The following is a 12,799-nucleotide window of genomic DNA, read 5'->3' as shown; positions in this document are numbered from 1 at the left end:
TGATCCGGTCTGCGCCCGACTCCTTTGTTATGCAATGATCATAATGGACGATTATATGAGTTCATTAGTCGAATTTCGCAAGAGAATCCGTTCTCAGGAGCGGTGCTTTGTCGCGCCCATTTTCCATCGTCCGTTTTTCGCGGATATCCACCCGCGAATTGGCGGAAATACGGCAAGATGGACCAGGGCTGCTCCCTAGACGGTCTGGACCTGAACGATTAGCCGGACAATGACAAGTCCGGCAATCAGAGCACCGATCGAGAGAAGAACCGACAGGGCGACATAGGCGACGGACGGCATCCATTGGCCGCGCTCCCAGAGCACGACGCTTTCGAGCGCGAAGGTCGAAAACGTCGTGAATCCGCCGAGAATGCCGGTCGTCAGAAAAAGCCGAAGCTCCTGCGGCACACCGCCGCGAAAAGCGAAATATTCGGTCAGCAGGCCCATGATGAATGCACCGACGACATTGACGACAAGGGTCCCGAGCGGAAAATCGAACCCGAACAAGCGGGCGGCCAGCTCGCTGACACCGAGACGGAAGACGCCGCCGAGGCCGGCTCCGAGAAAAACGACGAGATAGATCATGACACTCTCCCGTTGCGGCTCAAGGCCGATATCCATGCCGACGGCATTCGCGAATGACGTATCCTGACTTCCTTTTTTGCGGTCACGTCCGCTGCTTGCGCCCCTTCACGTCACGATCGCGAATCTGGCGAAGCGGGATATCTGCGGGGATATGGCCGGAAGCAGCGCTTTTCGCGATTCCCAGGCGCTGCGACAGATAGATGCTGGTATGGCCGCTGCAGATATAGGCAAGAAAGCAGGCCACGGCGAGATAGACCGCATGCGTGGCGCCGAAGAGCTCGATGCCCATGATCATGCAGGCGAGCGGCGTATTGGTGGCTCCGGCAAAAACCGCGACAAAGCCCAGCGCCGCGAAGAGATCGATCGGCGCGCCGAGAATGGCGGCAATCGCATTGCCGAGTGCCGCGCCGATGAAGAATAGCGGCGTCACCTCCCCGCCCTTGAAGCCGGAGCTCAGCGTCACGATCGTAAAGACGGCTTTCCAGAACCAGCTCCAGTAATCGGCATGCGCCGGGTCGAAAAAGCCGGGGATCGTCGCGTCGCCAGGATGGGGCGACCAGACGCCGAGACCGAGATATTCGCGCGTGCCGAGCGCATAGACGAGGCCGATCAGCACGACGCTGGCGATCACCGGCCGCAACGGCGCATAGGCGCAGAGCCGCTTGAAGGCGGCCGATACCATATGGGAGATTTCGCTGAAGCAGCGGGCCATCAGCCCGAAGAGCACACCGGCCACTCCGACCTTGAGCAGCAACAGCGCATCGAGGTGGAAGGTCGCCGCCGGCATGCCGGCGAGATAGGCGACATGATAACGGGTATGTTCGATGCCCCAGGCCTGGCAGGTCCAATCGGCCGTGATCGCCGCCATGAGGCTCGGGATCAGCGCCTCATACTGCATCCGCCCGATGGTCAACACTTCGAGCGCGAAGACCGCGCCGGCAATCGGCGTGCCGAAGACCGCACCGAAACCCGCGGCGATCCCCGCCATCAGCAGGATACGAACTTCGGCATGGCTCAAGCGGAAAAGCCTGGCGAAGGCGCTGGCGATGCTGCCGCCGAGCTGCACTGCCGTCCCCTCGCGCCCCGCCGAGCCGCCGACCAGATGCGTCAGGACCGTCGAGACCAGAATGAAGGGCGCCATGCGCAGCGGCACCCCGCCCCCCGGCTCATGGATCTGCTCCACGATCAGATTGTTGCCGCCTTCAGATCCGCGGCCGAAGCGCTGATAGGCCAGCACCATCAAGAAGCCCGCGACCGGCATCAGAAAGATCAGCCAGGGATAGTCGAAACGCGCCGCCGTCGCCCGATCGAGACTCCAGAGAAACAAGGCGCACAGCGAGCCGACCACGGCCGCCATCGGCACCACCAGGACGATCCATTTGAACATGCTGCGCAATTGCTGAAAGCGATGATGAAAGAAATCGGATGCGGACATCAGTTCGCCCCTCCCGCAAACCCGGTTGCAGGCCTGTCGGGGATCAGAATGAGGAGACAAGGAAGGGATGACGGCTGGATTGCGGACATGGCTCTACTCCTTCGTCCCGTCGGACGGGTTGAGTAGGAGTCATCAGCGTCCCTGGACATCCAGAGCAGCGGTTCGGCCACCATGGCCCGGCAGAAATCCATTACCGTTGGATTTTCCATACAGACAAGCGAACGCTCCTGTCAATCCGGCACCAGGGTAAGGCGATCTTTCAAACCGCTTTGGCAATCATCTCGATCGGCGCAAGCAGGCCGTTGCCAACCGACATGCCGACATTGCCCACGCGTTCCGCCGCCCTCTCCCCCATCAGCGCGCCGAGACCCGGTGTCTGACCGCTATTGTTGGCGGCGCTGGCGCGCATTTCCTGCGCCAGGCGGATCGCGAGCGCACTGCGATCCTGCTCGGATTCCAGCGAGAAACCCGCCTCGTCGAGCAGGCGCCGATAGGTTTCGGGGCTGCGGACAAAGCTCGTTTCCGGTGTCATCGCCCAGGGCATGGGATAGGGCAAGGTGCCGTCGCGCACCTGCATGATCTCATAGAGACCGAACACGCCGCCACGCCGCAGCACGCGCCGGATCTCGGCGAACAAGGCCGCCTTGTCCTCGATGTTCATGCCGACATGGATCAAGGTGGCACGCTCGAAACTCTCGTCGGCAAAGGGCAGCGCCAAGGCGCTTGCCTGCCGGAACGAGACCTGCATGGCCATGCCGCAGCGCTCGGTCAAGACCTTGGCGACATCGACGAACTCCTCCGTCAGATCGATGCCGGTCACCACGCAGCCATAGGTGCTGGCCATATAGCGCGCCGGCCCGCCAAGCCCCGAGCCGATATCGATGAGCCGCATGCCGTCGATCAGGCCGAGATCGCGGGAAAATTCGCGTGTCGCCTCGCGCCGCCCGAGATGAAACTCATCGATGCCGGCAAGGTCGTCGATACTCAGATGATCGACGTCCTTGCCGCTCGCGGCCAGACCCGCAAGGATCGTCGTTTCCAACGACCCATGCGTATAGTGTTTTGCAACCTTTTCCTCGGTGGACATAGCCTTCCTCCTCTGAAGGCGGCCATTTGAAGGTCACAGACGGACTGGAGAGACCGTCACACCTTCAATTCCCGCCGCTCCTTCTCCGTGACCATGGCGAGATCAAGCACGCGCTGCAAGTTCGCCGCATGGCGGAAGCTCGGGTCCTGATGACTGCCGGTCATGACGGCATCGGCAAAGCGCTGGTAATTGGTCGGCACGGGCGGAACCTCGATCACCTTCCATGTAGCGCTTTCGGTGTCGTCGCCAAGGCAGCCACGCAATTCCGAACCGTTGGGGCTATGGGAAATCTCCAGCCCGCCGCGCTCGCCATAGATGCGCAGCTTCAACTCGTTGAGATGCCCCGTCGCCCAGCGGCTCGCATGCACGACACCGAGCGCGCCGTTGGCGAAATCGACCGACATCGAGAAACTGTCATTCGCATCGAGCGTATATTCGCCGATGCGCTCGTCCGGCGCCTTGTTGAAGGTCTTCAGCCGGGCAAAGACATGGTCGATATCGGTCGCAGCCCCATAGGCGGCGAAATCGAGGATATGAATGCCGATATCGCCGAGCACGCCGTTGGAGCCGTGACCGGTGGACAGACGCCAGAGCCATTTGGATTCGCTGCGCCAATCGCCCCAGGCCCTGGAGACGAGCCAGCTCTGGAGATAGGAGGCCTCCACATGCTTCACCGTGCCGATCTCGCCCGAGATTACCATCTCGCGCGCCTTCTGCAGTTGCGCGACATTGCGGTAGGTCAGGTTGACCATGTTGACGACGCCGGCCCGCTCGGCCGCCTCCGTCATTTCCAGTGCCTTGTCGTAATTCTCCGCCAGTGGCTTTTCGCACAGGACATGCTTGCCGGCGGCAAGCAGCGGCAAGGTCGTCGGATGGTGCGCCCGATCCGGCGTCACATTGGTCACCGCGTCGAACGCGCCCCAGGCGAGCGCCTCGTCCAGCGACGAGAAGCGGTTCTCGATGTCGAACATATCGGCGAAGGCGGTCAGCCTCGTCGCGTCTGTGTCGACGGCACCGACGATCTCGACGCCTGGAATCCGGACGAAGTGCTCGGCCTGGTTCTTCGCCATGCCGCCCGTGCCAACAATTAGGAGACGCATATTATAACCTCAGCGGTAACCGGCTTCGCCGGCCTGGTGCAGTTTCGGACCACGTTCGACGATCGGCTCCAATGCCTTCTCGACCGGCACGTTTGGCGCGTCATGAATGCTCGTCTGCGTGCCCAGCGGGTTGTGCGCCCACTTGACGGCGTTGATCAGCACCTTCTGCACGGTATCGTTGTGGTAGGTCGGATAGGTCTCGTGACCGGGACGGAAATAGAAGATATTGCCGGCACCGCGGCGCCAGGTCATGCCGGAACGGAAAACCTCGCCACCCTGGAACCAGGAGATGAACACCGTTTCGAGAGGCTCCGGCACGGAGAACTGCTCACCATACATCTCCTCGTTTTCCAGCTCGAAATGCTCGCCGAGACCGGCGGCGATCGGATGGCGGGGATTGATGACCCAGAGGCGCTCGCGTTCGCCCGCCTCGCGCCATTTCAGTGCGCAGGGCGTACCCATCAGCCGCTTGAAGATCTTCGAGAAATGGCCTGAATGCAGCACGATCAGGCCCATGCCTTCCCAGACGCGCCTGGCGACGCGCTCGACGATTTCGTCATTGACGGCACCATGGTCCTTGTGGCCCCACCACAAGAGGACGTCGGTCTCCTTCAGCCGCGCTTCGCTGAGGCCGTGTTCCGGCTCCTGCAACGTTGCAGTGGTGGCTTGTATGCCGGCGTCGGCGTTCAGGGCCTTGGCGATCGTGGTATGCATGCCTTCCGGATAGATCTCGGCCACGACCTTGTTGGTCTGCTCATGAATATTCTCCCCCCAAACGACTGTGCGGATGGTCATTGCAATGCTCCTCTAAAACCATTGAAATTGAGCGTGTTAGGCGATCCAAAGCGCTTTGGAAAACGGGTATTCGCCGAGCCTCCTTCAGCCTTCCAGCGCAAAGACATAATGCGTCCGAAGCGATTTGACAAAGGCAAAAACAGCATCGGGAAACACCTGTGTTTTCAGTGCGACACGGATTTTGAAAACAGGTTGACGACGAGGACACCGGCGATGATCAGGGCCAGGCCAACGAGAGCCGCCAGGTCGAGTTTCTGGCGAAAAAACACCAGTCCCACGGCGGAAATCAGCACGATGCCGAGCCCGCTCCAGATGGCATAGGCGACGCCGACCGGGATCACCCGCAAAGTGAACGACAGGCAGTAGAAGGCCGCGGCATAACATAGCAGCACCACGATCGAGGGGCCGAGACGGGTGAACTGCTGCGACATCTGCAGCGCCGTCGTGCCGAGCACCTCCAGCATGATTGCCACCAGCAGCATCCCGTAAACAAATGCGTTCGCCATCAAACCCTCTCGATATTCCTATTGTTTTGCGCCCGTCCGCACGGAAACCGCTGCTCGCTTTTCCTGGGATTACGCTAAAGCCGTGTCAGTTCGATCAAACGTTCGACCAGTTTGGCGCGGGCGCTCTCGTCCATGTCACTGCTCCCAAGCAGATCGGCAAGCCAGAGCCCATCCGTCGCCAGCCTCACGATTGCCGCATCCACCGAGGAATCGGTGCCGACATACTCCTCGCTGCGCTCGCGCACCCAGTCGTGCCAGCGCTGCCGCAGATGCGGCTCGCTGAGCAGCACCATCGTCACCTGCGCCCAGTCCCTGGTTTCCTGCGGCTTGTCGCGCAGGGCGAGGCAGGCATGCAGGTAGCCGCGGGTGAAGCGGCCATGCGGCAAGGGATCGGCCCGCATCGCCTCCTCGATCGCCGCATCCAGTTGTGCGATCAGGCTGTCGAACAGGGCCTCAAGCAACGCGTTCTTGCTCGGGAAATGATGCAGCAGCCCACCCTTGCTGATGCCGGATGCACCGGAAACCGCATCCAGCGTCACCGCAACCATGCCCTTCTCGGAGGCAAGCCGCGCCGCCACCTCCAGCAACTGCCGGCGGACGACCAAAGGCTGCTTTTTTCTATGGTGCGCAGTAGACATGGCGACATAACATACCAATTGGACGGTTTCGTCAATGACAGACTCGATACACTGGGTCGGTGACAAATCGCCTCAGTTCACCGCATGATGGGCGACATCGTTCTGGTCAAAGATCGTCAGCTTCCGGCCATCCACGACAAAGGCAATCGGCGTACCCGCGCTGATCGTGCTCATGCCCGGATCCGTCCCGATGATCTTGGAGCCGTCCTTGAGACGCACATGCACGAGCGACCGGTCGCCCAGACGCTCCACCGTCTCGACCGTGCCGCTGATGTCTCCCTGCTCGGGCGCCGTCGCTACCAGATATTCGGGTCGGATGCCGAGCGTCAGCTCCGATCCCGCTACACCGTTCAGCGGAATCGAGGTCTTGATCCTCGATCCGTCGGGAAGCACGGCGGTCGCGAAGCCACCCGTCTCCTCGACATTGGCGACGGCGACGAAATTCATGCCCGGCGAGCCGACGAACTGGGCGACATAGCGTGTTGCCGGACGCGTATAGATCTCCACCGGCGTCGCCACCTGCTCGATCTTCTTGTTGTTCATAAGCACGATGCGGTCGGCGAGCGTCATCGCCTCCACCTGGTCATGGGTGACGAACACCATCGTGGCGCCCAGGCGCTCGTGCAATTGCGCGAGTTCGACGCGGGTGCGGGTGCGCAGGCCGGCATCGAGATTGGAGAGCGGCTCGTCGAACAGGAAGACATCCGGTTCGCGAACGATGGCGCGGCCGATCGCCACGCGCTGACGCTGACCGCCCGACAGCGCCGAGGGCTTGCGGTCGAGCAGATGCGGCATTTCCAAAATCTTCGCCGCTGCCTCGATGCGCTTGTCGATCTCCGCTTTCGGCGTCTTGATGTTCCTGAGGCCGAAGGACATGTTGTCGCGAACGGTCATATGCGGATAGAGCGCATAGGACTGGAACACCATCGACACGCCGCGCTCGCCGGGCGGAAGCTGATCGACACGCCGGCCGCCGATCCAGATCTCGCCCCTGGTGATCGATTCAAGCCCAGCGATCATTCTGAGCAGGGTCGACTTGCCGCAACCCGACCCGCCGAGGAACACCACGAACTCCCCACGCTCGATCGTCAGATCGATATCGTTGAGAACCTGGACCGCGCCGAAATGCTTCGTGACGGATTTGATGTTGATTCCTGCCACTGTTTCCTCCTCCGGAAGAATTGAACTTCATCAGACTGCCGCTTTTGCTTGATCTCTCCGGCATTCCACCGCCCATGGGTCGGGGTGCCGGAGGCCTTCGGCTTCGTCTATTTGACGGCCCCGACCGCCACGCCCCGCGTCAGGGTGCGCTGGAAGATCAGGAAGAAAATCACCGTCGGCGTGACGCCGAGCAGCGAGGCCGCCGCGATCGCCGTCGGGTCCGACGTATTGGCCCCCGACAGCACGCCCATGGCGACCGAGACCGTCTGGTTGTTGTTGGAGACCAGGAACACCAGCGGGATCAGGAATTCGTTCCAGGTCCAGATGAAGAAGAAGGTCGCCAGCACGGCGAGCGTTGGCCGCAGCACCGGCACGATCACCATCCACAGGATCTGCCAGCGGCTGGCATTGTCGATCTGCGCCGCCTCGATGATCTCGCGTGGGAAGGTGCTCATGACCGACGACAGCAGATAGGTGCCGAAGGCGGTGTGCAGCACGCCGATGATCAGGATCACCGACAACATGGAATCGAACAGGCCGACCTGCTTGGCCATGTAGTACAGCGGATAGACCAGGGCCTCCTGCGGCGCCATGATCGAGATCAGCAGCAGCACCAGCAGCGCCTTGCCGCCCCGCACGCGCCCGATGCCGATGGCATAGGCGTTGAGCAGGCTGAGAACGACGGCGAGTATCGCCGTACAGCCGCTGATCAGGATGCTATTGAAGAGCTTGCGGGTGAAATCGACATTCGCCCAGAAGTTCTTGAGCGCCGTGAGATCGAAACTGCGCGGGAAGGCAAGCGGGCCGTTAGCCGCATAGTCCGACGGAGTCTTGATGGCATTGAAGGCAGCCAGGAAGAAGGGAAAGAGCGTGCCTGCCAAAAAGACGAACAGGATGGCGAGGACCACCCAGCGCGTGATCCCCTTCTTCTGGCGATGATCCGCCGGCATTTCCGATGCAACCGCGGTCGAGAGAGAAACCGTCGCCGTCATCTCAGTGCGCCCCCTCTGTCTGTTTGGATTGCATGCGCAGGAAGACGATGCCGAGCACGATGGTCATAGCGGTTTGCAACGTCGCGATCGCCGCAGCGTAGCCGACACGGTTCGTGGTGAAGAAGTGATAGTAAGAGAGGTAGGACGGCACCGTCGTCGCATTGTCCGGCCCGCCTGATGTCAGAACGTAGATCGGCGCGAACACCTTCAGGGCGGCAATCAGCGTCGTCAGAGCGACCACGAAAATCTCCGGCATCAGCATAGGGATCGTGATGTAACGAAAACGGCCGAACCAGCTGGCATTGTCGAGTTCAGCGGCTTCGTAAAGCGAGGGATCGACGCGCGCCAGCCCCGACATGAAGACCACCAGACAATAACCGATCTGAATCCAGACAATGACGGCAGACACGGCCCAGAGCGCATAATTCGCATCCCCCAGCCAGTTCCGCGCCATGAAATCGAGACCGATCGCTTTCAAAACGGCATTGATGATGCCGATTGGATTGAGGATCCACGCCCACAACACGCCGGCCGCGGTCAGTGGTAGAATTTGCGGGAGATAAAAGCCCGCGCGAAAGAAGCTCGACAGGCCCTCGCTGAACTGGGCGCTGATATAGTCGAACAGCACCGCCGCCAGCACCAGGCCCAGAAGGATGGGCACGATGGTCATGGAGATGATGAACAGAAGCGTATGCTGGATCGACCCCCAGAAGGCAGCATCCACGAGCAATCTCTCGTAGTTCTGAAACCCGATATATCGCGGCGTTCCGATGCCCTTCCAGGTGGTGAAGCTTATCGCGAAATTGGCGATCAGGGGGACGAGCACCAGCAGGCCGAACCCCAGCATTCCGGGGATCATATAGAGGTAATACCCCGCCCGGCCGGTGTTTTTGGACGTCTCCATCGAATTCCTCCAGTCCGAGACAGCGAGACGGCGCAAAGCCGTCCCGCCGCTTTGAATTGCTCCCGAAAGCCTTACTGAGCCGCCGCCTGTGCGTCGTCGTAAGCCTTCTTGAGACGCTCGGCGAACTGCTCCGGAGTTGCCGAGCCATTCACCAGGCCGGTGGTCGCCTGGATCAGCAATTCATAATAGCCGGGGACCGGCCAGTCCGGATAAAAGCCGAGGCCGCCCTTGCCGGAGATCTCGTTGAAGAGTTCGACATTGCGCTTTCCGACCGCATCGGTGATCGCCGCCGGATCGGCGGCAATGGCGACGCCGCCGAGATTGGCCTGCTCATTCTGGTTCTGCTTGCTCAGCACGAGGTCGATGAACTCGTAGGAGAGATCCTTGTTCTTGGCGCTCTTCGGCACCATGAACATGCTGCCCGTCGAACCCGTGCTGTATTTCGGGGTCGGGAAGACGAACTGGCCCCATTTGAAATTCTTGATCGTGCTGGCGAAATTGCCGTTGTTCCAGGTGCCGCTGACGAACATCGGCGCCTTGCCGGAAGAGAAGACGTTTGCGGCATCCTGGCCCTTGAGGCCGGTCGAATCCTTGGAGATATAACCCTTCTTCACCCAATCCACGACCTTCTGCGCGGCAAAGAGGAAGGGCTTCGTATCGAGCGGCGCCTTGAGGCCCTGATAGTTCTTGACCCAGCTATCGTCGGCCTGCGTCAAGGCCAGCGTATAGACCAGATGCTGGGCGTTGGAATCCACCGTGCCGTAGGCAAGCGGCGTGATGCCCTTCTTCTGGAACGTATCCAGCGCGGCCTCGAATTCCTCCAGCGTCGTCGGCACCTTGATACCGTTGGCCTCGAACATGTCGATATTGTAGAAGACGGAGACGAATTCGGCATAGGCCGGGATGCCGATGATCGGGCCGGAACCATAGATGCCGTTCTCGTCGTATTTGCTGAGCTGGGTGTTGGTCTCGTTGAGGATCTTGTCCCAGCCACGTGTCTTGAATTCGTCGTCGAGCGGCGTCAAGAGCCCCTGCGAGGCGACGAGGCCGGCGGTCGCATTGCCCTTGTTGTATTCGAGCACGTCCGGCGCCTGGTCCGAATTGAGGATGAGGCTGCCCGCCTTCTGCAATTGCTCGAAGGTCTTCTGTTCGAAATTGATGTTGATATCCGGATGCTTGGCCTTCAGTTCGCCAAGCGCCTTGGTCCATGCCTTGGCTTGGGCCGTGTCGGGCAGCTCGTACCACCACACATTGAATGTCTTGCTCTGGGCTTGCGCAACGCCGGCGGCCAGCAGAACCGACATGCCGGCGGTGATCGCCAACTTCGAAAATACGTTCATCTATTTTCCTCCACCATGCGAACCGTGACGATGTCAGTCCGACGGCATGGCTCGCGATGCCTGTCGGCGTGTTCCTCTTGGTTTGCCTTTCGTCCGCTCGCCCAAGGGCGGGCGGATTTCGTGGGCATCGCGACGCTCCTCCGCTTCGATGCCTGGTGGTCCGCAGCCTCGCCGCTCCGGACCCTTGAATTAACGCATAACTTTCCCCTTAAATCGATCCGGATTTAGGGGGCCGACGCTATTCGACGAAATCGCCGCCGCGGCTTCTCTTGAGATAGTTCAGACCGTGAACCTGGCCAGTCATCTCGAGCGCATCGCGGTAGACCGGATCATGCCAGCCTTCGATGTCGATCGAGCCGGACCAGCCGGCAAGGCGCAGCTCGGAGATGATATCCGTCCAGTTGCTGTCGCCGAAACCCGGCGTGCGCATGAAGACGAACTTCTCCTTGCCGAAGATGCCGTGTTCCTTGATGACGTCCCAGCGGATCGTCGCGTCCTTGCCGTGAACGTGGAAAATCTTGCTCGCCCATTTGCGGATCTGCGGCAACGGCTCGATGAGATAGACCATCTGATGGCAGGGCTCCCATTCCAGCCCGAGATTGTCGTCCGGCGTCTCGTTGAACATCAGTTCCCAGGCGTCGGGATTGTGCGCGATGTTCCAGTCGCCGGTCGCCCAGTTGCCGTCCATGGCGCAATTTTCGAAGGCGATCTTGATGCCCTTGTCGGCCGCCCGCTTGGCAAGCTCGCTCCAGACCTGCTTGTAGCGCGGCAGGCTGTCGGTCAGCGGCTGGTTGCGGATGCGGCCGGTGAAGCCGGCGACGCAGGTGGCACCGAAATGATGGGCATTGTCGATGCAGTCCTTCCAGCCCTGCAGCGTCTGCTGGTCGAGCTCCGTGCCCTCGAGCGGATTGCCGAACATGCCGAGCGTGGAAATGGTGATGTCGCGGTCGCCGATGGCATCGCGGCAGCGTTTGCCGAGCTCGGCAAGGTTCTGTCCCCTGGTTGTCTGCCAGAAGAAGGGCTCGAAGCTTTCAAAGCCGAGATCGGCGATCTTGGCGATGCCTGCCGCGGCATCCTCGTTGGTCGCCCTGATCATCGTGCCGATGCGAATGGCCTTGGCCGGATTTGTCATGATCTCACTGTCCTTATGCTTAGATTTCGATACGACGGCCCGATTTCGCGCTTTCGATCGCGCCGAGGACCATGGCGAGGCTATGGATATTGTCGCTGCTTTCGGTCTCCGGCCGCCGGCCCGTCTTCACGGCCTCGATGAAGGAGGCGATGACGCTGGCATGGCTATGCGTCTCATCCTCGTTCCGCGGCGGGGGAACATCGATCGGGCTGAAGCCTCGCAGCAGACCAGGCTCATGACCGGCGACGGAGGCTTCGAAACTATCCTCCCCATCCCAGGTCAGCATGCCCTTGCTGCCGGTCAGCCGCCACGCGCTCTCCCAGCTCGTGCGCTTGCCCTCGGCGCACCAGGAGCCCCGATAGCTGAAGACGACATCGTCGGAAAATTCGAACAGCGCATGCGCCGATGCCCCATGCCTGTACCAGGAGCCGGCCGGGTTCTTCTCGACGCAATAGACCGCCAGCGGCACCTTGCCGGAAACGAAGCGGGCGGCATCGAAGGTATGGATCGCCATGTCGAGCAACAGCACATTGTCCATCTCCTCGCGGAAACCGCCGAAATGCGGGCCGAGGAAGAAATCGCAATGAATGCCGGTAAGCTCGCCGATCGCCCCCTCCTCCACGAAGCGGCGCATGCGGCGCACCCCGGAGATGAAGCGGCGGTTCTGGATGATGGCATGCACCTTGCCGGTCTTGGCAGCCAGCTCGATAAGAGCGGCCCCCTCCTCCAGCGAGGTCGCCATCGGCTTTTCGCTCAGCACATGGCAGCCAGCCTTCAGAGCGGTCGAAACGACGCCGAAGCGGGCGGCGGGAATGACGACGTCGAACACCAGGTCGGCCTTGGTAGCACTGATAACCTCGGCCAGATCCGAACCGATGACGGCCCCGTCGAGCCCGAATTCGCTGGCAAGACCTTCGGCGGTCGCCGGGTTGAGATCCACGAGGCCGACGACCTTGATGGTTTCGGCAAGCGACGGCGTCGAGGCGATGGCCTTGAGCCAGCCTTTGGACATAGCTCCGCACCCGCACAAAATGGCGTTGAATTTCACGATTTCCTCCAGCGAACGGTGTCAAAACTCCTCGTGACACGCATTCCGTAAACGTTTACGATCCTATGCGAAAAGA

General features: G+C 60.9%; 13 protein-coding genes and 1 riboswitch. All 13 genes read right to left on the bottom strand.

Annotated elements, in window-relative coordinates; all coding sequences use genetic code 11:
- Positions 1 to 195: 195 nt before the first annotated feature.
- The gene (gene crcB, locus FHX11_RS21685; protein WP_184360528.1) at positions 196 to 585 is read right to left on the bottom strand and encodes a fluoride efflux transporter CrcB; all 390 of its coding nucleotides are present in this window, start codon (positions 583 to 585) and stop codon (positions 196 to 198) included.
- Positions 586 to 667: 82 nt separating this feature from the next.
- Positions 668 to 2,020 (bottom strand): voltage-gated chloride channel family protein, encoded by a 1,353-nt coding sequence (locus FHX11_RS21680; protein WP_184360525.1) that lies wholly within the window; start codon positions 2,018 to 2,020, stop codon positions 668 to 670.
- A gap of 116 nt (positions 2,021 to 2,136) precedes the next feature.
- Positions 2,137 to 2,224, bottom strand: a riboswitch (Fluoride riboswitch).
- 55 nt (positions 2,225 to 2,279) lie between these two features.
- The gene (locus FHX11_RS21675) at positions 2,280 to 3,107 is read right to left on the bottom strand and encodes a class I SAM-dependent methyltransferase (RefSeq protein WP_184360523.1); all 828 of its coding nucleotides are present in this window, start codon (positions 3,105 to 3,107) and stop codon (positions 2,280 to 2,282) included.
- Positions 3,108 to 3,163: 56 nt separating this feature from the next.
- On the bottom strand, positions 3,164 to 4,207 hold the full coding sequence (locus tag FHX11_RS21670) for a Gfo/Idh/MocA family oxidoreductase (RefSeq protein ID WP_184360520.1): 1,044 nt from the start codon (positions 4,205 to 4,207) through the stop codon (positions 3,164 to 3,166).
- Between the two features lie 9 nt (positions 4,208 to 4,216).
- On the bottom strand, positions 4,217 to 5,002 hold the full coding sequence (locus FHX11_RS21665; protein WP_184360517.1) for a ThuA domain-containing protein: 786 nt from the start codon (positions 5,000 to 5,002) through the stop codon (positions 4,217 to 4,219).
- 164 nt (positions 5,003 to 5,166) lie between these two features.
- Entirely contained in the window at positions 5,167 to 5,508 is a 342-nt protein-coding gene (locus tag FHX11_RS21660; protein ID WP_184360514.1) for an SMR family transporter, read from the bottom strand.
- 74 nt (positions 5,509 to 5,582) lie between these two features.
- Complete coding sequence (locus FHX11_RS21655) at positions 5,583 to 6,146, bottom strand: TetR/AcrR family transcriptional regulator (RefSeq protein ID WP_184360511.1); 564 nt, start codon at positions 6,144 to 6,146, stop codon at positions 5,583 to 5,585.
- Positions 6,147 to 6,218: 72 nt separating this feature from the next.
- Entirely contained in the window at positions 6,219 to 7,307 is a 1,089-nt protein-coding gene (ugpC, locus tag FHX11_RS21650) for a sn-glycerol-3-phosphate ABC transporter ATP-binding protein UgpC (RefSeq protein ID WP_184360508.1), read from the bottom strand.
- 107 nt (positions 7,308 to 7,414) lie between these two features.
- Positions 7,415 to 8,257 (bottom strand): carbohydrate ABC transporter permease, encoded by an 843-nt coding sequence (locus FHX11_RS21645; RefSeq protein ID WP_348649727.1) that lies wholly within the window; start codon positions 8,255 to 8,257, stop codon positions 7,415 to 7,417.
- Positions 8,258 to 8,300: 43 nt separating this feature from the next.
- Complete coding sequence (locus FHX11_RS21640) at positions 8,301 to 9,203, bottom strand: sugar ABC transporter permease (protein ID WP_184360502.1); 903 nt, start codon at positions 9,201 to 9,203, stop codon at positions 8,301 to 8,303.
- 71 nt (positions 9,204 to 9,274) lie between these two features.
- Positions 9,275 to 10,543, bottom strand: a complete 1,269-nt coding sequence (locus FHX11_RS21635) for an extracellular solute-binding protein (protein WP_184360499.1) — start codon at positions 10,541 to 10,543, stop codon at positions 9,275 to 9,277.
- A 238-nt stretch (positions 10,544 to 10,781) separates the two neighbouring features.
- On the bottom strand, positions 10,782 to 11,675 hold the full coding sequence (locus FHX11_RS21630; RefSeq protein ID WP_184360496.1) for a sugar phosphate isomerase/epimerase: 894 nt from the start codon (positions 11,673 to 11,675) through the stop codon (positions 10,782 to 10,784).
- 19 nt (positions 11,676 to 11,694) lie between these two features.
- Positions 11,695 to 12,723: a Gfo/Idh/MocA family oxidoreductase gene (locus tag FHX11_RS21625; RefSeq protein ID WP_184360493.1), complete on the bottom strand. Its 1,029-nt coding sequence runs from the start codon at positions 12,721 to 12,723 to the stop codon at positions 11,695 to 11,697.
- Positions 12,724 to 12,799 lie beyond the last annotated feature (76 nt).

The sequence above is a fragment of the Rhizobium sp. BK602 genome (assembly GCF_014195095.1).
Taxonomy (GTDB): Bacteria; Pseudomonadota; Alphaproteobacteria; order Rhizobiales; family Rhizobiaceae; genus Rhizobium.
The sequence above is the reverse complement of the archived record's forward strand: the minus strand, read 5'-3'. Positions and strand labels throughout refer to the sequence as shown.

What these genes read in the sequence shown, in the direction of transcription:
- crcB (WP_184360528.1), bottom strand. Translation starts at nt 585, where the DNA reads ATGATCTATCTCGTCGTTTTTCTCGGAGCCGGCCTCGGCGGCGTCTTC.
- FHX11_RS21680 (WP_184360525.1), bottom strand. Translation starts at nt 2,020, where the DNA reads ATGTCCGCATCCGATTTCTTTCATCATCGCTTTCAGCAATTGCGCAGC.
- FHX11_RS21675 (WP_184360523.1), bottom strand. Translation starts at nt 3,107, where the DNA reads ATGTCCACCGAGGAAAAGGTTGCAAAACACTATACGCATGGGTCGTTG.
- FHX11_RS21670 (WP_184360520.1), bottom strand. Translation starts at nt 4,207, where the DNA reads ATGCGTCTCCTAATTGTTGGCACGGGCGGCATGGCGAAGAACCAGGCC.
- FHX11_RS21665 (WP_184360517.1), bottom strand. Translation starts at nt 5,002, where the DNA reads ATGACCATCCGCACAGTCGTTTGGGGGGAGAATATTCATGAGCAGACC.
- FHX11_RS21660 (WP_184360514.1), bottom strand. Translation starts at nt 5,508, where the DNA reads ATGGCGAACGCATTTGTTTACGGGATGCTGCTGGTGGCAATCATGCTG.
- FHX11_RS21655 (WP_184360511.1), bottom strand. Translation starts at nt 6,146, where the DNA reads ATGTCTACTGCGCACCATAGAAAAAAGCAGCCTTTGGTCGTCCGCCGG.
- FHX11_RS21645 (WP_348649727.1), bottom strand. Translation starts at nt 8,257, where the DNA reads ATGCCGGCGGATCATCGCCAGAAGAAGGGGATCACGCGCTGGGTGGTC.
- FHX11_RS21640 (WP_184360502.1), bottom strand. Translation starts at nt 9,203, where the DNA reads ATGGAGACGTCCAAAAACACCGGCCGGGCGGGGTATTACCTCTATATG.
- FHX11_RS21635 (WP_184360499.1), bottom strand. Translation starts at nt 10,543, where the DNA reads ATGAACGTATTTTCGAAGTTGGCGATCACCGCCGGCATGTCGGTTCTG.
- FHX11_RS21630 (WP_184360496.1), bottom strand. Translation starts at nt 11,675, where the DNA reads ATGACAAATCCGGCCAAGGCCATTCGCATCGGCACGATGATCAGGGCG.